Annotated in this window: 22 protein-coding genes; 8 read left to right on the forward strand and 14 right to left on the reverse strand. The window is 69.4% G+C overall.

The genetic code is table 11. From position 1 onward, the window contains the following. Nucleotides 1-11: 11 nt before the first annotated feature. The gene (smc, locus tag ABL843_RS16455) at nt 12-3,527 is read right to left on the reverse strand and encodes a chromosome segregation protein SMC (RefSeq protein ID WP_418116525.1); all 3,516 of its coding nucleotides are present in this window, start codon (nt 3,525-3,527) and stop codon (nt 12-14) included. 171 nt (nt 3,528-3,698) lie between these two features. Between smc and ABL843_RS16460 the strand changes: the two genes are divergently transcribed. From ABL843_RS16460 to ABL843_RS16480, 5 genes are all read left to right on the forward strand, one after another. Then, nucleotides 3,699-4,424, forward strand: coding sequence for a hypothetical protein (locus ABL843_RS16460; RefSeq protein WP_240650504.1), 726 nt, complete (start codon nt 3,699-3,701; stop codon nt 4,422-4,424). 63 nt (nt 4,425-4,487) lie between these two features. After that, nucleotides 4,488-4,811 (forward strand): helix-turn-helix domain-containing protein, encoded by a 324-nt coding sequence (locus tag ABL843_RS16465; protein WP_418116527.1) that lies wholly within the window; start codon nt 4,488-4,490, stop codon nt 4,809-4,811. Next, the gene (locus ABL843_RS16470) at nt 4,808-6,121 is read left to right on the forward strand and encodes a type II toxin-antitoxin system HipA family toxin (RefSeq protein ID WP_184637656.1); all 1,314 of its coding nucleotides are present in this window, start codon (nt 4,808-4,810) and stop codon (nt 6,119-6,121) included. The genes ABL843_RS16465 and ABL843_RS16470 overlap by 4 nt, the downstream gene beginning before the upstream one ends. A gap of 55 nt (nt 6,122-6,176) precedes the next feature. Next, complete coding sequence (locus tag ABL843_RS16475; protein WP_126020235.1) at nt 6,177-6,869, forward strand: mobilization protein; 693 nt, start codon at nt 6,177-6,179, stop codon at nt 6,867-6,869. Nucleotides 6,870-6,948: 79 nt separating this feature from the next. Beyond that, nucleotides 6,949-7,659: a DUF4339 domain-containing protein gene (locus ABL843_RS16480; protein ID WP_418116530.1), complete on the forward strand. Its 711-nt coding sequence runs from the start codon at nt 6,949-6,951 to the stop codon at nt 7,657-7,659. A 28-nt stretch (nt 7,660-7,687) separates the two neighbouring features. Here the strand turns inward: ABL843_RS16480 and fabG are convergent, their stop codons facing one another. From fabG to ABL843_RS16530, 10 genes are read right to left on the reverse strand one after another with little or no spacing between them, the layout of a single operon-like run. Continuing rightward, nucleotides 7,688-8,419: a 3-oxoacyl-ACP reductase FabG gene (fabG, locus tag ABL843_RS16485; RefSeq protein ID WP_418116532.1), complete on the reverse strand. Its 732-nt coding sequence runs from the start codon at nt 8,417-8,419 to the stop codon at nt 7,688-7,690. Next, nucleotides 8,416-8,898 (reverse strand): hydroxymyristoyl-ACP dehydratase, encoded by a 483-nt coding sequence (locus ABL843_RS16490; protein ID WP_418116533.1) that lies wholly within the window; start codon nt 8,896-8,898, stop codon nt 8,416-8,418. The genes fabG and ABL843_RS16490 overlap by 4 nt, the downstream gene beginning before the upstream one ends. Beyond that, nucleotides 8,895-9,665 (reverse strand): class I SAM-dependent methyltransferase, encoded by a 771-nt coding sequence (locus ABL843_RS16495; RefSeq protein WP_126020243.1) that lies wholly within the window; start codon nt 9,663-9,665, stop codon nt 8,895-8,897. The genes ABL843_RS16490 and ABL843_RS16495 overlap by 4 nt, the downstream gene beginning before the upstream one ends. After that, entirely contained in the window at nt 9,662-10,486 is an 825-nt protein-coding gene (locus ABL843_RS16500; protein ID WP_184637646.1) for a polysaccharide deacetylase family protein, read from the reverse strand. The genes ABL843_RS16495 and ABL843_RS16500 overlap by 4 nt, the downstream gene beginning before the upstream one ends. 17 nt (nt 10,487-10,503) lie before the next feature. Next, on the reverse strand, nt 10,504-12,918 hold the full coding sequence (locus tag ABL843_RS16505) for an MMPL family transporter (RefSeq protein ID WP_418116536.1): 2,415 nt from the start codon (nt 12,916-12,918) through the stop codon (nt 10,504-10,506). Continuing rightward, a complete protein-coding gene (locus ABL843_RS16510) occupies nt 12,918-13,562 on the reverse strand; it encodes a LolA-related protein (RefSeq protein WP_418116538.1) in 645 nt (214 codons plus the stop codon). Before ABL843_RS16510 ends, ABL843_RS16505 begins: the two co-directional genes overlap by 1 nt. After that, nucleotides 13,534-14,556: an acyl-CoA synthetase gene (locus tag ABL843_RS16515; RefSeq protein ID WP_418116540.1), complete on the reverse strand. Its 1,023-nt coding sequence runs from the start codon at nt 14,554-14,556 to the stop codon at nt 13,534-13,536. The genes ABL843_RS16510 and ABL843_RS16515 overlap by 29 nt, the downstream gene beginning before the upstream one ends. Further along, complete coding sequence (locus ABL843_RS16520; RefSeq protein ID WP_418116542.1) at nt 14,556-16,268, reverse strand: AMP-binding protein; 1,713 nt, start codon at nt 16,266-16,268, stop codon at nt 14,556-14,558. The genes ABL843_RS16515 and ABL843_RS16520 overlap by 1 nt, the downstream gene beginning before the upstream one ends. A gap of 28 nt (nt 16,269-16,296) precedes the next feature. Then, nucleotides 16,297-16,941 carry a hypothetical protein gene (locus ABL843_RS16525; protein ID WP_418116544.1) on the reverse strand — a complete coding sequence of 215 codons (645 nt, stop codon included), beginning with the start codon at nt 16,939-16,941 and terminating at the stop codon, nt 16,297-16,299. 4 nt (nt 16,942-16,945) lie between these two features. Continuing rightward, nucleotides 16,946-17,257, reverse strand: coding sequence for a phosphopantetheine-binding protein (locus ABL843_RS16530; RefSeq protein WP_093194980.1), 312 nt, complete (start codon nt 17,255-17,257; stop codon nt 16,946-16,948). Nucleotides 17,258-17,357: 100 nt separating this feature from the next. Between ABL843_RS16530 and ABL843_RS16535 the strand changes: the two genes are divergently transcribed. Further along, nucleotides 17,358-18,878, forward strand: coding sequence for a helicase HerA-like domain-containing protein (locus ABL843_RS16535; protein WP_418116546.1), 1,521 nt, complete (start codon nt 17,358-17,360; stop codon nt 18,876-18,878). A gap of 31 nt (nt 18,879-18,909) precedes the next feature. On the opposite strand, the gene ABL843_RS16540 is transcribed toward ABL843_RS16535, so the two are convergent. From ABL843_RS16540 to ABL843_RS16550, 3 genes are all read right to left on the reverse strand, one after another. After that, the gene (locus ABL843_RS16540; protein ID WP_418116547.1) at nt 18,910-19,551 is read right to left on the reverse strand and encodes an NrsF family protein; all 642 of its coding nucleotides are present in this window, start codon (nt 19,549-19,551) and stop codon (nt 18,910-18,912) included. Further along, nucleotides 19,548-20,138: a sigma-70 family RNA polymerase sigma factor gene (locus tag ABL843_RS16545; RefSeq protein WP_418116548.1), complete on the reverse strand. Its 591-nt coding sequence runs from the start codon at nt 20,136-20,138 to the stop codon at nt 19,548-19,550. The genes ABL843_RS16540 and ABL843_RS16545 overlap by 4 nt, the downstream gene beginning before the upstream one ends. A 77-nt stretch (nt 20,139-20,215) precedes the next feature. Beyond that, nucleotides 20,216-20,524: a hypothetical protein gene (locus ABL843_RS16550; protein WP_126020261.1), complete on the reverse strand. Its 309-nt coding sequence runs from the start codon at nt 20,522-20,524 to the stop codon at nt 20,216-20,218. Between the two features lie 135 nt (nt 20,525-20,659). On the opposite strand from ABL843_RS16550, the gene ABL843_RS16555 reads away from it, so the two are divergent. Both ABL843_RS16555 and ABL843_RS16560 read left to right on the forward strand, forming a co-directional pair. Then, on the forward strand, nt 20,660-21,979 hold the full coding sequence (locus tag ABL843_RS16555) for a GTP cyclohydrolase II (RefSeq protein WP_206169448.1): 1,320 nt from the start codon (nt 20,660-20,662) through the stop codon (nt 21,977-21,979). Continuing rightward, entirely contained in the window at nt 21,976-23,391 is a 1,416-nt protein-coding gene (locus tag ABL843_RS16560; RefSeq protein WP_418116549.1) for a URC4/urg3 family protein, read from the forward strand. Before ABL843_RS16555 ends, ABL843_RS16560 begins: the two co-directional genes overlap by 4 nt. Nucleotides 23,392-23,397: the final 6 nt, after the last annotated feature.

The raw sequence follows: 23,397 nt of genomic DNA on the forward strand, positions 1-23,397 counted from the left end.
TGCCGCCCGGCTTATGCGGCTTCGACCATGGACACCGCCGACTCCATGTCGACAGCCACGATGCGCGACACGCCCTGCTCCTGCATCGTCACGCCGATCAGCTGTTCGGCCATTTCCATGGCGATCTTGTTGTGGCTGATGAAGAGGAACTGGGTTTCGCGGCTCATGGCGGAGACGAGTTTGGCATAGCGCTCGGTGTTGGCGTCGTCCAGCGGCGCGTCCACTTCGTCGAGCAGGCAGAAAGGCGCCGGGTTCAGCTGGAAGATGGCGAACACGAGCGCAATGGCCGTGAGCGCCTTCTCGCCGCCCGACAGCAGGTGAATGGTCTGGTTCTTCTTGCCCGGGGGCTGCGCCATCACCTGCACGCCGGAGTCGAGGATCTCGTCGCCGGTCATCATGAGCTTGGCGTTGCCGCCGCCGAAGAGCTCGGGGAACATGCGGCTGAAGTGCTCGTTGACGATCTTGAAGGTGCCGCCCAGCAGGTCGCGCGTCTCGGCGTCGATCTTGCGGATGGCGTCTTCCAGCGTGCCGATGGCTTCGTTCAGGTCGGCCGACTGGGCGTCGAGGAAGGTCTTGCGCTCGCTGGCAATGGCCAGTTCGTCCAGCGCCGCCAGGTTCACCGCGCCGAGCGCGACCACCTCGCGGTTGAGGCGGTCGATTTCGCCCTGCAGCCCCGTGAGCTTCACCTTGTCGTTCTCGATCGACTGCTCGACGGCTTCGAGGTCGGCACCGGCGTCGTCCAGCAGCTGCTGGTATTGCTCGACGCCCAGGCGCGCGGCCTGCTCCTTGAGCTGGAACTCGGTGATGCGCTGGCGCAGCGGATCGAGCTCGCGCTCCAGTTGCAGGCGGCGTTCGTCGCTGGCGCGCAGCTTGAGCGTGAGGTCGTCGTACTGGCTGCGCGCCGAGCCCAGTGCGGCTTCGCGTTCGAGCTTGAGCGACAGCGCGTCCTGCAGGCCGGCCTGCGCGGCGGCGTCGGACAGGCGGCTCAGCTCGGCGCGGGCGCGCTCGTCCTCGTCGGTCAGCGCGACGGTCTGCTGCGCGGCGGTCTCGATGGAGCGGTTGAGTTCGGCACGGCGTGCTTCGAGCGTGCGCTGCGAGAAGGTGGCCTCCTGCGCCTGGCGCTCGAGGCTGCGGTGCTGCTCGCGGCTCGCGGCCAGCGCGCGGTTGGCCTCGATCACGCGTTCGTCGAGCTCGGCATGGCGTTCCTGGCTGTCGGCCAGCTGCATGTCGAGTTCCTCGAAGCGGCCTTCGGCGGCAATGCGCCTTTCCTGCAGTTCCTCGAGTTGCGCATCGACTTCGCCGATGTCGGAAGCCAGTTGCTGGCTGCGGGCGCGGGTCTGCTCGGCCAGCTGCGTCATGCGCAGCGTCTCGACCTGCAGTTCGTGCGCGCGCGACTGGGTTTCGGCGGCTTCGCGCCGTGCAGTGACGAGGCGCGATGCGGCATCGGCATACGCGGCTTCGGCGCGGACCAGCGCGGTACGCGCTTCCTCGGTGATGAGCGTCTGGGCGCGCAGCTGGCGCTCCAGGTTTTCCATTTCCTGCTGGCGGGCCAGCAGGCCTGCCTGCTCGGAATCGGGCGCGTAGAAATTGACGCTGTGCGCCGACACGGCATGGCCGCTGCGCACATAGATGACCTCGCCCGGCCGCAGCGAGCCGCGCTGGGCCAGCGCTTCCTCGAAGCTCGCGGCGGTGTAGCAGCCGTGCAGCCAGTCGTTCAGCAGGGCCTGCTGGCCTGCATCGTTCAGGCGCAGCAGGCTCGACAGGCGCGGCAGCGCGGCCGAGCCCTCGGGCGTGCTGGCGGCCGGCGGGCTGTAGAAGGCCAGCTTGGCGGGCGGCGCGTCGTTGCCGAAGGCGCGGACCATTTCCAGCCGACTGACTTCGAGCGCACCCAGGCGCTCGCGCAGTGCCGCTTCGAGCGCGTTCTCCCAGCCCTGCTCGATGTGGATGCGGCTCCACAGGCCCTGCAGGCCGTCGAGGCCGTGCTTGGCGAGCCAGGGGGCCAGCTTGCCGTCGGTCTTGACCTTTTCCTGCAGCGCGCGCAGCGCCTCCAGGCGGGCCGAGAACTCGGCGTGGCGGGCGCCCTCGGTGTTGACGGCCTGTTGCTTCGTGCGGCGATCGTCGTCGAGCTGCGGCACGGCTTCGAGCAGCTCCTGCAGGCGCGCGTCGGATTCGCTCGCCGCCTCCTGCGCCATCGCGTACTGCTCCTGCATGTCGAGCAGGCGGGCCTCGTCGGGCGCGGCCAATGCGTTCTGGTCGGCGCGCAGGCGTTCGCTGCGCTGCATGAACTGGCGGCTCTGTTCCTCGATGTTGCGCTGGTCGGCGGCCAGCACCTGGATCTGCTGCTGCACCTGCGACACGGTCGTGCGCTGGGCGTTGGCTTCGTCCTGCGCGCGCTGCACAGCTTCTTCGAGCTCGGGCATGCGCGCATCGTGCTCCTCGAGCTGTGCGGCCAGCATGATGGCCTGCTCCTCGGCATCGACGCCCGCGCCGGCCAGGGTCTCGATCTCGGCTTCGGCTTCCTCGCGGCGGCGGCCCCATTGGCCCATCTGCTCGCGCAACTGGACGAGGCGCTGCTCGACGCGCTGGCGGCCCTCGACCACGAAACGGATCTCGCCTTCGAGCCGGCCGACTTCGGCGCTGGCCTCGTAGAGCTTGCCTTGCGCCTGGTTGACCTGGTCGCCGGCGCCGTAGTGGGCCTGGCGCACGGTTTCGAGCTCGGCCTCGATGTGGCGCAGGTCGGCCGTGCGCGATTCGAGGTCGTTGATCGCGCGCTCGGAATCGGCCTTGATCTTCGCCTGGTCGGCGTTGCTCTCGCTGCGCTTGAGGAACCACAGCTGATGCTGCTTCTTTGTGGCATCGCCCTGCAGCGCGTTGTAGCGGGCGGCCACCTCGGCCTGCTTCTCGAGCTTCTCGAGGTTGGCGTTGAGTTCGCGAAGAATGTCTTCCACTCGCGTGAGGTTCTCGCGCGTGTCGCCCAGGCGGTTCTCGGTTTCGCGGCGGCGCTCCTTGTACTTGGAGACGCCGGCGGCCTCCTCGAGGAAGAGGCGCAGCTCCTCGGGCTTGGATTCGATGATCCGGCTGATCGTGCCCTGCCCGATGATGGCGTAGGCGCGCGGGCCGAGGCCGGTGCCCAGGAACACGTCCTGCACGTCGCGGCGACGCACCGGCTGGTTGTTGATGTAGTAGCTGCTGGTGCCGTCGCGAGTGAGCACCCGACGCACCGCGATCTCGCTGAACTGGTTCCACTGGCCGCCGGCGCGGTGGTCGGCGTTGTCGAACACCAGTTCCACGCTCGAACGGCTGGCCTGCTTGCGGGTCGTCGTGCCGTTGAAGATCACGTCCTGCATCGACTCGCCGCGAAGCTCCGAGGCGCGCGATTCGCCGAGCACCCAACGCACCGCATCCATGATGTTCGACTTGCCGCAGCCATTGGGGCCGACGACGCCCACCAGTTGGCCCGGCAGCATGAAGTTGGTGGGTTCGGCGAACGACTTGAAGCCCGATAGCTTGATGGAATTAAGACGCACGACTTGTCGGCCTGCCTTGACTGTAGAGCCAAGGTATTGATTTGTAAGGAAAATTGCACGGGCCCGCAGCTTGCAGCAGGCCGCCGCCCTAGCCGTGGATGATAACGTCAGGGCATGCACGATTCCCCGGTTTCACCCCTCGCCGCACGATGGGCCCGCCGCCCGGCGCGCATGGCCACCCGGCTTGCCGTTCTGCTCGCCGCCCTGGTCGGCATGGCCGGCTGTTCGTCGATGCGCGACACCGAGCGCGCCGAGCCCTACACCAACCAGGAGTGGCTGCAGTCCGGCGCCAACCGCATCGCCAATCTCTCGCTGCGCGACAACCTGCAGTCGGTGCGGCGGGTGCAGAGCACGCTCTACAAGCGCAACCCACGCGAATGGCGCAAGTCGGCCGCCAGCATGGACGAAGCCATCCAGCGCGCCTGGGATGCCGTGCTCAAGGGCCCGCCGCTGCCCGAACTCAAGGGCGCCAGTGGCATCGACGCCATCCGCATGGCCTTCGACACCACGCCGCAGGGCTACCAGGGCGACCGCGTCGCGGCGCTGGTCTACGGCTGGGCCACCATGCTCAAGCAGGCCAACGGCGACACCTGGGACCAGACCATGCTCGACGGCGTCAACGCCGAAAACAGCTTCCGGGCCGCGCGCAACTTCGAGATCTCGCTGTGGCTCATCTCCTCCAAGACCGGCCCCGACGGCCAGCCACTGCTGCTGGCCACCGAGATCAGCGACCGCGGCCGCAATCTCGTGGCCGACCGCGAACTCTCCAAGGTGGTTGCGCGACTCGACCTCATGGCTGCACAGGCGGACGAGAAATACCGCCGGGCGGCGCTCGACTTCGGGCAGAACTGGGTTATGGGGGTGGTGATGCCCCTGTTCACGCTGGTGCCCAAGTAGCGGGGATGACGGCCATTCCAGGAAACATATTTCCCAAAATCGTATTTACGGTAATATATTTCCATGAACAAGCAGGACCTCGTCAACGCACTCATCGCTCGTCGAGAGACTTCCGGAGTCTCGAACGCCGAAATCGCCCAGCGCAGCGGCCTGACCGAGCGCTCGGTGCGCAATGCGCTGAGCCTGCATGGCAATCCGCAGCTCTCGTCCCTGCTCGCGCTGGTCGACGCATTGGGTCTAGAACTCCAGCTTGTGCCCAGGGGCTTCGGCCAGGCGGTCGCGGCTGATCCCGGTTATCGCCCCGTGGCCACCCGCATCGGCCACGCAGTGGCAAAGGCACCGCCTGAATCGGCCTCGGCGAAAGCCAGGCCCCGGGGGCGGCCATGAACGTCAAGATCCTTGAGATCTCGCTCGGTGCGCGCCGGTTCGGAAAGCTGTTCCAGTACGCCGATCTTTGCCGGTTCGTCGCGGAACCCGAGATCGTGGTCGATCCGCCTGCCGAGATCCTTTCGCTTTCGATGCTCGCGAGCGATCCTGCCGCCCAGTCGGCCTTGTGGAGCGACGTCAAGAATCCGCTGTTCAATGCCCAGGGCGGACAACTGCCCAGCTTCTTCCAGAACCTGCTGCCCGAGGGCGTGCTGCGCAGCCACATCGCGCAGCTGCGCGGCTGCCTTGAAAGCGATCATTTCGAACTGCTGGCAGCCTGCGGCGGCGACCTGCCCGGCGCCGTCAGCGCGAGGCCGGTGTCCGTGGACCGAAGCACGCTGCAGCGGCTCGTCACACAGGACCAGGACGCGCTGGAGATGTCCGTGGTCGAGTTGCCGATGCCGCAAGGCATTTCGGTGTCGGGCGTGCAGCCCAAGCTGGGCCTGCGCCGCCAGGGCGGCCGCTACGTCGCCCGCACGCGGGCCGGCGCGAGCACCCGTGTCATCGCCAAGCTGCCGGTGGCGGGCAGGCCGCACATGCCGCAGCTCGAAATGCTGTCGCTGCAGATGGCCGGCGCTGCGGGCGTCGAGGTCTGCCATGCCGAACTCGCCCCTCTTTCGGCCATCTCGGCCGAACACAGCTACGCGCTGCCCGACGAGCCCGAGTTCCTGGCGGTCACACGGTTCGACCGCGACGGCGCCCGCCGCATCCATTTCGAAGACTTCGCGCAGGTGCTCGCCATCGACCCGATGCACAAGTACGGCGCGAGCTATCTCGACATGGCACTGGCGATGCGCGCCTTTGCGTCTCTGGGCGACGAAGCGGTGCTCGAACTCGTGCGGCGCCTTGTGGTGAACGACCTGCTGGGCAACCCCGACGCGCATCTGAAGAACTTCGGCGTGCTGTACGCAGACGCCGTCGCCCCGAGCTTCGCGCCGGCCTACGACATCGTCGCCTACGCGGCGATACAGGGCGTCGAAGGGCATGCGCTGCCGCTGCTGCCTCCTGCTGCGGGCGCAGCCGCCAGGCGATCTGCCATGTTCACGCCTTCGAGCGTGCGCGCATTCTGCTTTTCCAGCGGAATGCACGAGCCACTGGTCCGGCGCACGATCGCCGACACGACACGGCTGGCGCGCGACGCATGGCCCGCGATGATCGAGGCTTCCGCGCTTCCGGCCGCCTGGAAGAAGCGGCTGGCGCAGCGTCTGCAGGCGCACCCCTTGCTTGAGGCCGTTGCAAAAGGTGGCAGATCGAAAAAGACAGCCCCCTAGAATGACCCGGCCCTCTCCCCTCTCTTCCTCAACCCATGCGAGGCAGCAGCAACTCATGAGCTCCATCAACTTCATCGGCGGCGAAAAAGGCGGTGTAGGCAAGTCGGTCACCGCGCGGGTGCTGGCCCAGTACTTCATCGACCACAGCCGGCCCTTCACCGGCTTCGACACCGACCGCTCGCACAGCTCCTTCACCCGCTTCTACGAAGGCTTCGCCTCGCCGGTGGTGGTCGACAGCTTCGAGGGCCTGGACACGGTCGTCAACGGCTTCGAGACCAACCCGCAGCAGAGCGTGATCGTCGATCTCGCGGCGCAGACGCTGGCGCCGCTGGCGCGCTGGATCAAGGAATCGGACCTCTTCGACGTGTTCGCCGAGATCGGCGTCACCGTCAACTTCTGGCACGTGCTGGACGACGGCAAGGACTCGACCGACCTGCTCGGCACGCTGATCGACACCTTCGGCAACCGCCCCAACTACATCGTGGTGCAGAACTACGGACGCGGCAGCGACTTCGGCATGCTGCTGGGCTCGCAGTCGCTCTCGAAGGCCACCGCGAACGGCGCCCGCGTGATCGCCCTGCCGCGCCTGCACGACGCGAGCATGCGCAAGATCGACGCGCAGAACACCAGCTTCTGGAAGGCCGTGAACGACCGCGACGGCCCGCATGCACTGGGCCTGCTGGAGCGCCAGCGGGTGAAGTCGTGGCTGGCCACGGCCTACGCGGCCTTCGACACGCTGCCCCTTTGAGCCTTCATCCGGTCGGTCGAGGCTGTGCGCGCTCGGACAGACCCTGCATCCCATAAGAACAGAAAGAGGGAGATTCGCCTTGCACATCCACGTCAACCGGAACGGCCAGGCCTTCGGCCCCTACGAAGAGAGCGAGGCCAGGGCGCTCTATGCCCGGGGCAACATCGCCGCCACGGACATGGTCTGGCGCGAGGGCATGGCCCAATGGCAGACGGCCCTGCAGATGTTCGGCGAGCGGGCGACGCAGCCCGGTGCGCCTGCCGCCGTCTCGCCGCCTCCCTTGCCACCGCAGCAGGTGCCCGCGGTGCCGGGCTACGCCGCGCCGCCGTCCTCCTACGGAAAGCAGACCGTGGTGCCGCAGCAGGACCTGCCGCCCAGGCTGCATTGGGCGCTGGTTCTGTTGTTCACGGTGCTGAGCTTCGGCATCTTTGCCCTCGTCTGGCCGTTCATCCAGTCGACCTGGGTGCGCAAGATCGATCCTCGATCCAATGCGACCCTGTACCTGATCGGCTACATGATCCTGGCGGTCATCGGGGGCCTGATGGACAGCGCCTCCGACTCCTCGGGCAACCAGGGGCGTGACCTGCTGCTGCAGATCCTGTCGTACGTGCTCTTCTATTGCGGGTGCTACTCGATGAGGCGCTCGATGATCGAGCACTACAACAATGTCGAGCCGATCGGACTCAGGCTCTCCGCAGCCATGACCTTCTTCTTCGCCATCTTCTACCTGCAGTACCACATGACGCGGATCGCCAGGTGGAAGACGACCGGAGACATCACGCCGCAGTAGCCGCCGCCGTGTTCCGGAGCAGGGTCCCTCAGATCATCCCGCCGTTGATCGAAATCACCTGCCCCGTGATGTAGCCCGCATCCTCGCTCGCGAGGAACGAGGCCAGCGCCGCCACTTCCTGCGGCGTCCCGGCGCGCTTCACCGGCACCATCTGGTTGATGACGGCGGGGTCGAACACCGCATCGGCCATCGGCGACGAGATGATCCCCGGCGCGATGGCGTTCACCGTCACGCCGCGCGAGGCCACTTCGAGCGACAGCGCCTTGGTCGCGCTGTTCAGCGCGCCCTTGGCCGCGGCGTAGTTGACCTGCCCCCTGTTGCCGGCAATCGCGGCCACCGACGAGATGTTCAGGATTCGCCCCCAGCGCGTGCGCATCATCGGCAGCAGCAGCGGCTGCGTGACGCGGAAGAAGCCGTTGAGCGACACGTCGATCACCTTGTGCCACTGGTCGGCGCGCATGCCGGGCAGCACGGCGTCGTCGTGCACGCCTGCGTTGTTGACGAGGATCTGCACCGGCCCGCCTTCGAGGATGCGCGCGCAGGCGGCAGCAGACGCCTCGTCGCTGCACAGGTCGAAGACGTGGCATTCGGCCTTGCCGCCCGCAGTCGTGATCGATGCCGCCAGCTGCTCGACCGCCTCGGGCCGCGAATTGGCGTGCAGCAGCACCGTGGCGCCGTCGCGCGCCAGGCGCTCGGCCATGGCGGCACCGAGCGCGCCGCTGGCGCCCGTGATCAGTGCGCGTTTTCCTTCGAGGCTCATGGAGACGACGTGCTTTCTTGTGCTGCCGCGGCGAGCGGCGTGTTCAGGACCACCACGGCGCGGCCTTCGGCCAGCATGCGGCCGTCCTCGGCCGCCACCGTGAATTCATAGAGGATCTGCCGGTCGTCGCCCGACAGGCGCCGGGCCCCGACTTGCAGGGCGCCGGCCACGTCGTCCAGCCGCGCCACCGCCAGCTTCACGTTGCGCGCGCTCGCGAGAAAGCCGGCCGACGGCGCGCTGCCCTCCTCTGCCAGCAGGCCGCCATGCAGAGCCATGGCCTGCGCGGCGTATTCGATGGCGTTCGGCGCCAGCAGCCCGCTTTCGGTGCGCAGAGGGTTGTCTGCCTGCGAGTGGGTGGTGGTGGTACAGCGGATGGAGTCGGTGTCCCAGCCTTCGAGCCGCTCCAGCAGGCACATGCTGCCGCTGTGCGGAATGCGCAGGGCGATGCCCGCGCGGTCGAGCGTCTGTGGCGCGGTCAAGCGGCCGGCTCCAGGTCGGCCACCAGCAGCACGTTGGCGAAGGGAGTGCCTTCGCTCATCGGAATGCTCTGCACGCGGAAGCCCAGGCGGTCCAGCACAGCCGTCCACTCGGCCAGCGGACGGCCCCAGGTCGGCGAGACCTTGTGGCCGCGGATGCGCGTGACCGTGCGGTCCACCCACTGGCTGATGGCGAAGCCGCGCCGGCTGGACGCATCGCCCACGCGCAGCAGCAGCCGCGCGTGCGGGTTGCCGCCACGGCGCAGTGCGTCGCGCACGCGCAGCAGCACGCCCTCCTGCGCTTCGAGGTTGACGTAGTGCAGCACGTCGAGGATCACGACGAGGTCGCACTCGGGCAGATCGGCCTTGCACATGTCGGCGCAGACCAGCCGGGGCGTGGGCTCCAGGTGGCCGATGGAGGCCTCGGCGCGCGCCACGTCCTTGGGCATGAGCTCGATGCCGGTGTAGTCCGCGCCGTGCGGCGTGGCGTCCCACGACGAGGGCCAGCGGCCCTGCTTTTGCATCGCGCTCATCGAGGCCAGCAGGCTCGCGAAAAGGCCCTGGCCGCAGCCGATGTCGACCACGCGCTGGTGCTGCGCGCCGAAGAGCCGGCGTTCGAGCAGCCCGCGGAACACCGGGTCGCGTCCCAGCTTGCCGCGCGCGAAGTGCCAGGCGAAGTTGCCACCCTTCTTGTACGGAATGGTGGCGGCCTCGTGCAGCTCGCGCCACGCGACCTCGGTCGAAAGCGAAGGCGACATCGCGGCGTTCATGGTTTCAGCCCTTCCGGCAGGGTCACGGAGCGCAGTCCATCGGCGCGCAGGCGTTCGAGCAACAAGGGCAATACCTCCAGCAAAACAGGTTGTCCCGCAGCGGTGCGCGCGGCGTTGCCGTCATGCAGCAACAGGATGTCGCGCGCCTGCAGGTTGCGGCTCAGGCGCGCCATCACCTTGGCGGCGTCGCCCTCGCGGGTGTCGAAGCCGCGCCGCGTCCAGCTCACGAGCGAGAGGCCGAGGCGGTGCAGCACGGGTTCCAGGAACGGGTTGCGCAGGCCGGCCGGCGCGCGGAAACAGGTCGGGCGCTGGCCGGTGACCTCGGCGAGGATGTCCTGCGCCCGCGCGATTTCGGCCGCGAACCCGCGCGGCCCGAGAAACGAGAAGTTGTGCCGGTGCCGCGCCGTGTGGTTCTGGATGCTGTGGCCACGCGCGACGATCTCGCGCGCCAGCGCCGGCTGCGCCAGCACGCGCTCGGCGATGCAGAAGAAGGTGGCGCGCTGGCCGTGCGCATCGAGCAGGTCGAGCACGCGTGGCGTGACCTCGGGCTCGGGGCCGTCGTCAATGGTGATGGCGACTTCGCGCCGCGCCGCGGCCGCCTCTGGCAACCGGGTGACGTTCGGGCCCAGCAGGCTGCTGCGCGGCGTGAGGCCCGCGCCGGTGATCAGCGCGTGGTTCAGCACGATCGCGCCCACGGCCCACGGCAAGGCGCCCGGCACCAGCACGCCCGCGCCGATGGCTGCCGCGTGCCAGGCCGCGCTGGCGCGGATGGCCGGCGGCCAGGGCCAGGATTCGTTGGTGGACGCGGGAGCGGAAGACATGGCGCCGGATTTTCCCCTCATGCGCCGCGCGAAGCCTTCGAAGGCCCCACTCGCCGCGCGAAAGCCGCCGACAGCAGCAGCGCCAGCAGCGCCCCCGGCGCGACCACCCGACCGATGGACGACAGCGCCGGAATGTCGGAAATCGCGATCAGCCCGAAGGACACCACGGTCGTCAGGTTGGCCAGCATCAGCGAGGCCAGCGTGTCTTCGTCGGCCCTGCCGGTCGTGCGCAGCTGGTCGAAGAAGAGCGCGTAGTTCGAGCCCACCGCCACGATCAGCAGCAGCCCCACCAGGTGCAGGATGCCCAGCGCCGCCTGCAGCACGGCCATGCCGCCCAGCGTGAGCACCACCGCGAACAGCAGCGGCTGGCACACGGCCAGCAGCCGGCGCCACGAGCGCAGGTAGATGCCGAGCAGCACCACCACCGCCAGCGCGCCGAGCAGCACCTGCACGAAGGCCTCGTGCAGGTAGCGCTGGTACAGGCTGGCCAGCTCGCGCCCCACGTCGACCACCTGCACTTCGGGCAGACCCGCCAGCGCCGCTTCGAGGCGGCCCTGGTCGAACTTCGCGCCGGGGTGCAGCACCACCAGCGTGCCCCAGCCGCCGCCAGGGCGCTGGTACATCAGCGTGTTCAGTACCGGCTCCAGCGGCCCCTCGGCCAGTTCGGCGCGCTGCACCGGCGGCAGCTTGCGCGCGGCCTCGATGTCGGCCAGGAAGGGCTCGAGCCGCGAGGCCGGCAGCGGCAGGCCCTTGGTGGCCTCGGCCAGGTTGGCGCGCAGGGTCGCGGCATCGGGCAGGCCCGCGATGCGCGCGAGCTGCACCTCCATGCTCGGCAGCACGCGGGTGACGGTCTCGTAGCCGACCAGTTCGCCGCTGTCGACCAATGCATCCAGCTTCGCGGCGGCCGCCTCGGTGTGGCGCAGCGCGGCCTGCTCGTCGTCGCCGAAGGCGACCACCAGCACGCCGCCGTCGCTGGCGCCGATGTCGTTGCGCAGCATTTCGTCGAGCTGCTGGGAAGCCTTGGGCACCGGGCTCATGGCGCCGAGGTCGGCGCGCCACAGGTGGCCGCCCTGCCACAGCACCAGCGCCAGCGCGGCCACGCCCAGCGCGGCCAGCGGCCAGCGCAGGCGCGGGAGCCCGCGCACCAGCGCGCCCGCGAGCTGCGCCATGTACCGGCGCATACCCATGCCCGTGGCGCCATCGGGTGCCAGCACGGGCAGCACGTAGCGCGTGGCCAGCGCGGCCGAGACGAGGCCCGCGATGGAGAACACGCCCAGCTGCGCCAGACCCGGGAAGCCCGAGAACACCAGCGCCGCGAAGCCGCACACCGAGGTCAGCAGCCCCAGCCGCACGGTGGGCCAGTTCAGGTCGCGCCAGCGCTGCCAGCCGGTACCGGCCACCGCGCCCGCGCCGACCTGGCGCGCCTGGATCAGGTAGTAGATGGCGTAGTCGACCGTCTCGCCGATCAGGGTGCTGCCGAAGCCCAGCGTAAGGCCGTGCACCGAGCCGAACACCAGGCTCACGCTCGCGGTGCCGATCACCACGCCGGTGGCCACCGGCAGGAAGGCGATGACCAGCGCGCGCGGCGAGGCGAAAGCCAGAAGCAGCAGCCCGCCCATGACGATGCCGCCCACCACGGCGAGATGGATCGCCTCGGTCTTGATCTTGTCGCGGCTCATCACCGAGAACACCGGCGGGCCGCTCAGCAGCAGCTTGGGAGCCTCGGCGCCCATGCCGCGCGTCGCAGCCTCGTAGGCCGAGTGCACGCGGGCGATGGCGACGGCCTGCGCATCGAGGTCGCTCCCGGCGGCGCGCGTGGTGGCGATCATCAGCGCGCGCGGCGCGGTGCGCGACATCCACACGCCGTCCTCGCTGCGCGGCGAGCTGGCCGGCACCAGTTCCATGGCGATGCGCTGCGTCTCGCCGGTCGGGTCGCGGTCGAGGAAGGGCTTGATCACGTTGCCGGCCGGCGTGCCCAGCATCGACAGAGTCTCGTTGATCGCGTCGCGCAGGCCCTCGACCGTGAAATGCCCCGGATTCATGCCCGGCGAGAGCTGGTAGCGGTGCTGGAACACCCAGGTGCCGCTGTCGCTCCAGTCGCTCACGTCGCCGTTCTGCACCAGCTCGAAGAGCTTGCTCTCGCGCATTTCCTTCGCAACCGCGCGCGACACGGTGGCCCGCTGCGCCGTGCTGCCGCCTTCGATGCCCAGCATCAGCGTGCGCGAGGCGACGCCGCTTTGCAGCTGCTCGATCAGCACGCGCTGGCGCACGTCGGGGCTCTTGGGCAGGAAGGCCGAGAGATCGGCGCCGATCTGCGTGCGCGCGATGACCACCACGCCGCACAGCAGCACCAGCAGCCATGCCAGCAGCACGGCCGCCCTGCGCCTCCAGGCCGGCGGACCGCCCGCCTGCTGCAGCTGCCCCGGCTGCATCACGGCGTGGTGCGTCCGGGAGCGCCGGCCGGCGCTGGAGCCGGCCCGGGGCCGGCGGCGCCCGGCGTGATGTTCATGACCGAGCGGTCGCCGCCGACGAATTCCATCTCGAGCCCCAGCACGTCGCTCGCGCGGCCGCTGATGCGCATGCTGCGCACCTGCGCGGCAAGGCGGCTGTCCAGCGGCGCGAGGTCGAGCGTCCACCTGGCGGCGGAGCCCGACACGGTGCTGCGGAAGTAGCGTTGCAGCGTGGCGCCGTCGCCCGTCAGCGTGCCGCGCATCGCTTCGACCAGGCCGAGCAGCTCGGGCATGCTGTCGAGCGCCAGCGTGCGGTTGCGACCGCCGCGCGACAGCGTGAGCGTGTTGCCTTCGACCGCCATCGTCTCGACGCGCGGCGACAGCGTGCGGCGCACCAGCTTGTCGGGCGCGTCGAAGCTCAGCGTGCCACTGGCGTCCAGCGGGCCTTCGAGGCCGTGCACGAAGCGCTGCTCGGTGAAGCGGGCCTCCCCGCTCTTCTGCTTGGCCAGCAGCGTCATCAGTTCGGGCAGGTCGAAGGCCGCCCAGGCCGGCACGGCGCAGAAGGCCAGCGCGAGCACGAATGCCCTGCAGAGCCGGTCAAGCCGCATCTTCGAGCCAGAAATCATGGAAATTGAACCAGTTGTAGGGGTACGCACGGCACATCGCCTCCAGGCGCGCCACGTAGGCTTCGACCGCCGCGCGGATGCGCTGCTCGCGCTCCGCCGGGCTGGCGGCCCGCTCGCCGAAATCGGCCAGCGGATCGAACCGGACATCGTAGCGCGCGCCGCCGCCGTACAGACCCGCCATGAAGAACACCTTGCGGCGCAGCAGCGCGGCCAGGCGGAAGGGACCGTCGTTGAAGACGGCGGGCTGCCCGAGAAAAGGCAGCACGATATTGTTGCCGCGCTGGTGCGCGGGCTGCTCCTCGCCGCCGGGCAGCGTGCGGTCGGCCAGCATGCCGCCCATGCCGCCGCTGTCGAGCCAGTCGCGAAGCTCCAGCATCGAATGTGGCCGGCCCAGCGCGATGACGTGGGGGCGCAGCTCGGGCACCGCGATGGCGTTGAGGATGCCGGTGATGCGCCGCGCGTTGTCGGGGTACATCAGCATCGCGACGCGCAAGTGGCGCTGGTGCGTCTGCTGCTTGCAGGCGCCCAGCGCCTCGAAGCTGCCGACGTGGGCGCCGAGCAGGAAGGCGCCCCGCCCGTTCGCCATCTCGAGGTCGAGCGGCTCGTTGCCCCGGATCTTCACCTTGAACAGGTCCATGCGCCCGCGCAGGAAATACACGCGGTCGAGCACCGTCGAGGCAAAGGCATGCAGCAGCCGGAAGCCGTCGACCCAGCCCGCCTGCGGCCCGATGGCGCGGAACAGGTAGCGCTTGATGTGCCGGCGCTGCGCCGGCGCGAACAGCAGGAAGTACAGGGCAATGGGCGGCAGCAGCAGCCGCGTGATGTGCCGGCCGAACACCAGCGCCATCATCACGATGAAGCGCAGCGCGAGCATGTTGCTGCGCTCCGGCGCGCGTGCCCAGTCGCCGCCCTCGCCACGCTCCCCCTTGGGTTCCGCCTGGCCGTTGCGGGAAGCCTCGTCCAGGGCGCGCCTCTCGACGTCGGTGTGCTTCATCAGCCTGACTCTTGCACGCCGGTCCAGCGGCCGGTGACAGCCACCACGCCGTCGCAGCGAACGTCGAATCGCACGCCGCGGGAGGCACCGGCCTCGGGGTTCAGTTCGATGGAGAGCACGGCGCCGGGCCGCACGGGCGCGAGGAACTTGGCCGCGGCCAGCGTGGGATGCCCGCCCAGCCGAGTGACCAGCGCCGGCACGCGGCGGATGGCCTCCATCACCTCGGCCAGCACCAGCGCGCCGGGCAGCAGCGGCTGGCCCGGAAAATGGCCGGCGAACACGGGGTGATCGGCCGGCACCGCATGGGCCATCTGCACCGGCGTATCGTCTTCCGCGAGCTGCGCCAGCGCGAATTCGCGCAGTGCCCGCACGGTGAGCTTGCCCGTGCCCTCGCGCGGGAAGGACTTCACCTGCACCACGCGGCGCGGCACGAAAACCGCCTCCAGCCGCTGGCGCAGCGCGGCGATGATCGCGCCCGCCGACAGCGTGGGCGCGACCACGAAGGCCACCGGCCGCACCACGCCGTCGGCCACCTCGTCGGGCAGCCAGAAGGCGCCGTCGTCCACGCCGGGGATGCTGTTGAGGTGGAAATTCAGGTGCGCGAGCGAACTGCGCCGGCCCGCCACGTGGATCAGGTCATTGGCGCGGCCGAAGAGCCGGAAGCGGCGCTCGTCCAGCAGCTCGAGCACGTCGGCCATGGGCGTGGGCTCGGGCATGAAGTCGCCGCTGAAGATGAAGCGCTCGGGCCCTCCGTCGGCCGAGGGCTCGGCATGCACGCGGATCTCGCCGAAGGTTTCCCAGATCTCGTTGTCGGTGGTGCGGCGCGTGGCGACCTGGCCCGACTCGGTGCTGCCGTAGATCTCGAGCAGCACGCCGCCCATCGCCTGCTCGGCCTGCTGCGCGAGCTGCGGGGACAGCGGCGCGGTGGCCGACAGGATCAGGTCGACCGGCGGCAGCTCGATGCCCGAGAGCAGCAGCGTCTTGAGGTGGAACGGCGTGGTCACCAGCGCGCGCGGGCGCGGCACCGAGGCCAGCGTCTTCGCGACGTCGGCCGGGAAGAACGGTCGGCCGCTCTCGAAGGCCGCGCCGCCCAGCATCGCCAGCAGCACCGACGACTCCAGGCCGTAGCTGTGCTGCACCGGCACCGTGGCGACCAGGGTCAGGCCTTCGAGCGTCGGGCGCTCCAGCACCCGGCACAGGCGCTTGACAGCCACGGCCACGTCGCCCACCAGCGTGCGCCAGGTCTTGGCGTGCGGCTGGGGGACGCCGGTGGAGCCCGAAGTCAGCAGGCTCGCGGCGTGCATGCCCGCGTCGATGCGCGGCACGTCCACGGGGGCATCATCCGCGGGGCCGGCCAGTCCTTCGAGCAGCAGACGCTCGATACCCGGCGTCTGAATGTGCGAGGCGTCGGTGTGCGCGAAAAGCGGCGAGCCGTGCGATTCGAGCAGCCGCGAGATCGTGTCGGGCCGTGCGTCGGGCGGCAGCATGCTCGCGCGGCCGCGCACCAGCGCCGCGCCGAGGCTCACCGCGAAGGCATAGCGGTCGCCGCAGAGATTGACGGCATCGCCCTCCGCAGGGAGCGTGGGAGCGAAGCGGGCCACGTCGGCCAGGAACTGGCGCGCGCTCACGGGAACGCCCGCGCGCCATGCGAGGGGTGCGTCGGGGTCGCGGTTCGCGAGCAGTGGCAGGAATCGGTTGTCGTCTGTCGTCACGCGGGCGGGGCCTGTGTCGAGGCCTGTTTCATTGGCCGCCGGGGCTGCTGTCAACCGACGACGTGCCATAGAACGCGCGCACCGCGTCCACGAGGCGCGTGCGTTCGAATTCGGGATGCAGCCGGTAGCGCACCAGGTGCTCGCCCACGAAGAGCAGCGTCACCATCACCGGCGACAGCACGTTGGCGAACAGCGACCAGTCGGAGAACGGCCGTGTCAGGTAGATGATGACCGAGGCCACCACCATCACCGCGAAGAAGCCGGTCCAGATGCGCGTGAGCTGCGTGGTGTAGGAAAGCATGTGGCCGCGCAGCGGATGCACGCGCTGCGCGAACTGCGTGATCAGGGGCAGTCCCTTGCCGCGCAGCGTGGAGCCGAACCAGCCGCACAGCGCGCCGTTGATGGCCACGTGCTGCATCACGTACAGCCGGTTGGGGTCGCCCGCCTCGCCGAGGAAGACGAGCGAGAAGCCGCCGATGCCCACTGCAGCAGCAATGGCGACGCCCCAGCGGCCGAACCAGCTGCCGGCCAGGCCCATGGCTGCGAGCCACAGCGGACCGAGCAGCACGACCACCGCCCACGGCTGGGTCGCGTGGAACAGCGTCATCCAGTGGGAGAGGCCGGCATATGCGACCCCCACCACCAGCAGGAGCGCTATTCGCCATCGGGACATGGGATCAGGTGGCTACGCGATGCTGGGCCACGTGTGCCGCGAGCGTGCGCAGCGACTGGAAGATCTGCTGGTTGCGTTCGTCGTCGGAACGCAGCTGGAAGCCGTAGCGGCGCGAGACTTCGAGCGCCACTTCGAGGATGTCGATGGAGTCGAGGCCGAGACCTTCGCCGTACAGCGGTTCGGTCGGCACGATGTCCTCGGGAGCGACCTCGAGATTCAGCGCGTTCACGAGCAGCACGGCCAGCTCTTTTTCGATCGGCGACTGTTCGGAGGCGTCGCCGTTGGCGGGAATGGGGGGCTGGGCAGTCGATGACAAAAAAACCTCCTAAAACTTTTTCCTGAACCACCGTGCGGGCCGTGGATTATAGGAGTGCCGGTTGATTAGACTGCCCGCTTCCCATACGACGGAGCGCCCCATGGCCGACCCTCTTCTGATCGCACGGCACGACACCATCGAGTGCAACCTCCTGCCCGGCCTGGCCAACCGCCATGGCCTCATCACCGGCGCCACCGGCACCGGCAAGACCGTCACGCTGCAGACCATCGCGCAGAAGCTTTCCTCCATCGGCGTGCCGGTGTTCATGGCCGACGTCAAGGGCGACCTGACCGGCATCAGCCAGAAGGGCAGCATCGGCGACAAGCTGGCCGCCACGCTGAAGGAACGCGGCATCGAGCTGCCCGAGCCCGCGGCCTGCCCTGTCACGCTCTGGGACGTGTTCGGCGAACAGGGCCACCCGGTGCGCGCCACGGTCTCCGACATGGGCCCGCTGCTGCTGGGCCGCATGCTCGACGTGAACGAAACGCAGGCCGGCGTGCTGAACCTGGTGTTCAAGATCGCCGACGACAACGGCCTGCTGCTGCTCGACCTGAAGGACCTGCGCGCGATGCTGCAGTACGTGGGCGAGAACGCGAGCCAGTTCACCACCCAGTACGGCAACATCAGCGCCGCCAGCGTGGGCGCCATCCAGCGCGGGCTGCTGCAGATCGAGACCCAGGGCGGCGACAAATTCTTCGGCGAGCCGATGCTCAACATCGCCGACTTCATGCAGACCGTGGGCGGCAAGGGCGTGGTCAACGTGCTCGCGGCCGACAAGCTCATGAATTCGCCGCGGCTGTACGCCACCTTCCTGCTGTGGATGCTGTCGGAGCTCTTCGAGCAGCTGCCCGAGGTCGGCGACCCCGAGCAGCCCAAGCTGGCCTTCTTCTTCGACGAGGCCCACCTGCTGTTCAACGAGGCGCCCAAGGCGCTGGTGGAGCGCATCGAGCTCGTGGTGCGGCTGGTGCGCTCCAAGGGCGTGGGCGTGTATTTCGTTACGCAGAACCCGCTGGACATTCCCGACACCGTGCTGGCCCAGCTCGGCAACCGCGTGCAGCACGCGCTGCGCGCCTTCACCCCGCGCGACCAGAAGGCCGTGAAGGCGGCCGCCAGCACCATGCGCCAGAAGCCGGGCCTGGACATCGAGACCGCCATCACCGAACTCGCGGTCGGCGAAGCGCTGGTGAGCCTGCTCGACGAAAAGGGCCGCCCCAGCGTGACCGAGCGCGTGTTCGTGCTGCCGCCGGCCAGCCAGCTCGGCCCGATCACGCCCGAGCAGCGCAAGGCGCTGATCGACGGCTCGCTGGTCGCGGGCATCTACGAGAAGTCGGTGGACCGCGAATCGGCCTACGAAAAGCTAAAGGGCCGTGCCGAAAGCGCGCCGGACGCCCCTGCCCCTGCCGCGCCGGGCGCCGCCAAGGGCCCCGCCGAATCCTCGGGTTCGGGCATGGGCGGCATGCTCAACGACATGCTCTTCGGCACCACCGGCCCGCGCGGCGCCAAGCACGACGGGCTGGTGCAGACCATGGCCAAGTCGGCGGTGCGCACCATGGGCACCTCGGTGGGCAAGGAGATCCTGCGCGGCGTGCTGGGCGGGATCTTCGGCAGCAAGAAGCGCTGAGAGCCCAGGAACCGGCCCGCCTGACTGCTGCCTACCAGCGCAGCAGGCGCGGCCCCAGCAACGCCCCCAACAGCACGGGCACCGCGATCCCGCTCACGTACCACACGGCGAGGAACGGCGCGGTCAGCTCCATGCAGTGCAGCGCATAGACCGAAGCCCCCACGCCACCTGCCAGCGCGCCGGCCGCCGCGCCCGCCAGCGCGGGCCGCGTGGGCGCCATGCCCTTGAGCGCGACCAGGGCGGCCACGAACACCGGCAGCGCCATCAGCCCGATGCTCGCCGCGCAGATGCGCCACGACTGTCCCATCAGCGCCGGCATGCGATCGTCGGCCGGCATGGTGAACCAGGCTATCGCCGCCAGCAGCCACACCCCGAGCACCGGCAGCACCGCGCCCATCCAGGCATGCCGGGGCTTCACGCCCGGCCGCGCGAGCCGTTCGGCGGCCACGAAGCCGGCGGCCGCGATGCACAGCGGAAACAGCACCTTGACCCAGAACATCGGCCAGAACATGGCCTGCACGATGTCGTGCCGCACGCCGTAGCCGGCGAGCAGGATCGCGAACGAGAACGGAAGCCCCAGCAGCACCGCCAGCCAGGTGCGCGAACTGGCGCGCCGGCGAGAGACGGCCACCTCGCCGTTGGCCAGCATCGAGACGAGGTCGTCGGTCTTCATGCCGCAGCCTCCCAGCCATTTCCGAAGCGGGCGGCCAGCGCCTTCAGCCCCCTGTGGATGCCGACCTTGACGGCCGATTCCGACATGCCGGTCAGGCTCGCGGTCTCGGCCACCGAGCGGCCCTCGATCTTGACGTGCACGATCGGCAGGCGCTGGCGATCCGGCAGGGTCTCGAGCAGGCCGCCGAGGTCGCGCTTCGCGTCACTGGCCTCCTGCGCCGATTCGGCGAACACGGCCAGGTCGTCGTCCAGCGGCTCATGCAAATCTTCGCGGGCCGACTTGGCGCGCAGCAGATCGATCATCTTGTAGCGCGCGATGGCGTGCACCCAGGCCGTCAGCGGCTGGTCGCTCTGGTAGGTATGGCGCTGGTTGTGCATGGCGAGCAGGCATTCCTGGACGAGGTCTTCCACTTCATCGGGCCAGCCAAAGAGGCGCTTGCCCAGAAAGGCGCGCAAATGCGCGCTGAGCTGCTGCAGGAAGTCGCGGTAGGCCTTCGCGTCGCCGTCGAGGCCGCGGAGGAACAGGCCGCGCAGCGCCGCTTCCACGTCGCCGGGGTTCTTCCTGCTGCCTACGGTGTTTCGTTCCATCGGGCTGGCTGGTTACAGCCTTGTCGAAAAAGTTCCGGCCGATTGTGCCGGGGCCGGCGGCGCCGGCAGGGGCTGCTTCAGGGTTGCTTCAAGCACTGCTGGATGATCGGGCCGATTCGCGCCCCGACCTTTTCCTGGTCCTGCAGGTCGGCCACGGAGGTGTCCTTCATGACGCTGTCGGCCGCGCAGGTGCACAGCTTCCTGCGCTCTTCCTCCGACTTGTTCCCGCGCTCGCCCGCGCTCTTGACGCAGCTGCCGATGAAGCTCTCCCGGAAACTGGCCCTGAAGGCGGTATCGAAGCCTTCGGAGAAACCCTCCTTGGCCTTGTCGCAGCCGCTCAGGCCGAGCAGGCCCAGGGCGAGAAATACACAGGGAAGCACACGCATCGTTCTTTCCTCCATCGCATCCGGTCCATCCGCCGTCCCCGCGCATTGTTCCCCATTCGCGCCGCGGCTCGCGCGTGGCCCGTTGCTTGCAAGCCGCACGCCTGATCGGTACATTGCATTTTTTGAGGGCCACCAATGTCTGCTGACAGCACAACGATCCCTTCCGTCCCCGGCGGCGCCACCGGCGCGATGCCCCTCCCCCCGCTGCACCCCTCCACGTCGACCGGCCACATCCGGCTGACCTCGCACGCCGGCGGCTTCGGCGCGCTGCCCATCCGCTGGGGCGCAGCCACGGCAGCCGAGCGGGGGCCGGTGGTCGGCACCACCACCAAGCGGGCGCACCGCAACGTGATCGGCACGCACAGCGGCTCCTACAGCGTCTACCGGGCGCTCGCGGTGGCGGCCGGCGCGCTCAAGCGCGAGCACAAGGCCGACCTGACCAACACCGCGCCCACCGACACGATCGGCCCCTATCCGCAATGGAGCGAGCCGGGGCGCATCGTGTCGCTGGACCCCTGGGGCGCGCAGGTGGCCGAGGTGTTCGCCACCGAACTGGCGGCGGGCTACGACATCCGCCCGACCATCGCTATCACCAAGGCGCACGTGATCCTGCCGGAGGTGATCGAGGCGCTGCAGAAGGGCCGCCTCAAGGCCGACGGCAAGTTCCTCACCGCAGGCGGCGCCGCGATGGTGACCAAGGCCGCCATCGAGCCCGTGTGGTACCTGCCCGAGGTGGCGCGCCGCTTCGGCTGCTCCGAGACCGACCTGCGCCGCACGCTCTTCGAGGAGACCGGCGGCATGTACCCCGAGCTAGTCACGCGCTCCGACCTCGAGGTGTTCCTGCCGCCCATCGGCGGGCAGACGCTCTACATCTTCGGCAACCCGCGCGACCTGGCCAACCCCGAGGTCGAGCTCACCGCGCGCATCCACGACGAGTGCAACGGCTCGGACGTTTTCGGCTCCGATATCTGCACCTGCCGGCCTTATCTCACGCACGCCATCGAGGAGTGCATCCAGGGCGCGCAGCGCGGCGGCGTCGGCCTCATCGCCTATTCGCGCAAGGAAGGCCGCGCGCTGGGCGAGGTGACCAAGTTCCTGGTCTACAACGCGCGCAAGCGCCAGGTGGGCGGCGACACGGCCGACCAGTATTTCGCGCGCACCGAGTGCGTGGCCGGCGTGCAGGACATGCGCTTCCAGGAGCTGATGCCCGACGTCTTCCACTGGCTCGGCATCAGGAAGATCCATCGGCTGGTGTCGATGAGCAACCTGAAGTTCGACGCGATCACCGGCTCGGGCATAGAGATCGGCGAGCGCGTGAACATTCCCGATGAACTGATTCCCGCGGACGCCCGCGTCGAGATGGACGCCAAGATGGCGGCGGGCTATTTCACGCCCGGCCCGGTGCCGGACGCCGAGGAACTCAAGAAGGCCAAGGGCCGGGGATTGAGCGAATGAGCAAGAACAGCAACAGCAGCAACGACGACCCCAACCTGCCGGTCGACGGCTCCGGCAGCCTGCCGCCCGGCGGCGCGGGCGAGGTCGATCCGTCCATCGAATTCAACGCCGACACCGCCCACCCGGCGGGCGCGGCCACGCTGCTGCGCACCACCGCGGCCATCCGCCAGCGCGCGAACGCCCTGCTGGCGCGCGCGAGGCGCGGCGAATCGCAGTGGTTCCGCATCGGCGGCGACGACGCGCTCGAGGACGCGGCGCGCACCGTGGCCGAGGTCACGCGCGAGCGCTATCCGTGGGACACCATCCCGTACCACAGCCGCTGGCGCCACTTCGAGGCCGGCGGCGTGAACCGGGTCGAGGAACTCGACAGGCTGCTCGGCAAGGTCGACGCACGCCAGCGCGCCAGCGCGCACATCGACCTGGTGCTGGTGAGCGTGCTGCTCGACGCCGGTGCCGGCGCCGGCTGGCACTACACCGAATCGGCCACCGGCCAGCGCTTCACGCGCTCCGAGGGGCTGGGCGTGGCGAGCTTCCACGCGTTCACGAGCGGCCTTTTCTCGTCCGACCCCGACCGGCCTTTCCAGGTCGACGCGGCCGGCCTGCGCGGCTTGGTCACCGAGCGGCTGGGCGACGCCTTCCAGGTGAGCGAGGTCAATCCGCTGGTCGGCCTCGCGGGCCGCGCTGTGCTGCTGCGCCGGCTCGGCGAGGCGATGAGCGAGCAGCCCGAGACCTTCGGCGACGAAGGCCGGCCCGCCGGCATGTTCGATGCACTGGTGGCGCCTTTCGGCGCGGCCACGCCACCCACCGCCGAGATCACGGCGCACCAGATCCTTTCGCTGCTGCTGGAGACGCTCTCGCGCATCTGGCCGGCGGCCAATTCGGTCGACAGCATCGCGGCCGACGGCAGCGACAACGCGGGCGGCATCGGCTCGGGCGACCCGGCGCTGGCGCTCGGCGACTGCTGGCGCCACAGCGCCGTGCGCGGCCCCGGCCTCACCAATGGCTGGATGCCCTTTCACAAGCTCTCGCAGTGGCTCACGTACTCGCTGCTCGAACCCTTCGAGTGGGCCGGCGTGAAGGTGCGCCATCTCGACGCGCTCACCGCCCTGCCCGAGTACCGCAACGGCGGCCTGCTGATCGACAGCGGCGTGATCGTGCCGAAGGATCCGGCCTTCCTCTCCCGCACCTGGAAGGTGGGCGACGAATTCATCGTCGAATGGCGCGCGCTCACCGTGGCGCTGCTCGACGAGGTGGCGCCGCGCGTACGCAAGGTGCTCGACCGCACCGAGGAGGAGCTTCCGCTGGCCTGCGTGCTCGAAGGCGGCACCTGGGCGGCGGGCCGCGCGCTGGCACAGCGCTTGCGTGACGGTGCTCCGCCCCTGCTGATCGAGAGCGACGGCACCGTCTTTTAGACTCTC

This window comes from Variovorax sp. 350MFTsu5.1 (assembly GCF_048302515.1).
In the GTDB taxonomy this organism is placed as follows: Bacteria; Pseudomonadota; Gammaproteobacteria; order Burkholderiales; family Burkholderiaceae_C; genus Variovorax; species Variovorax guangxiensis.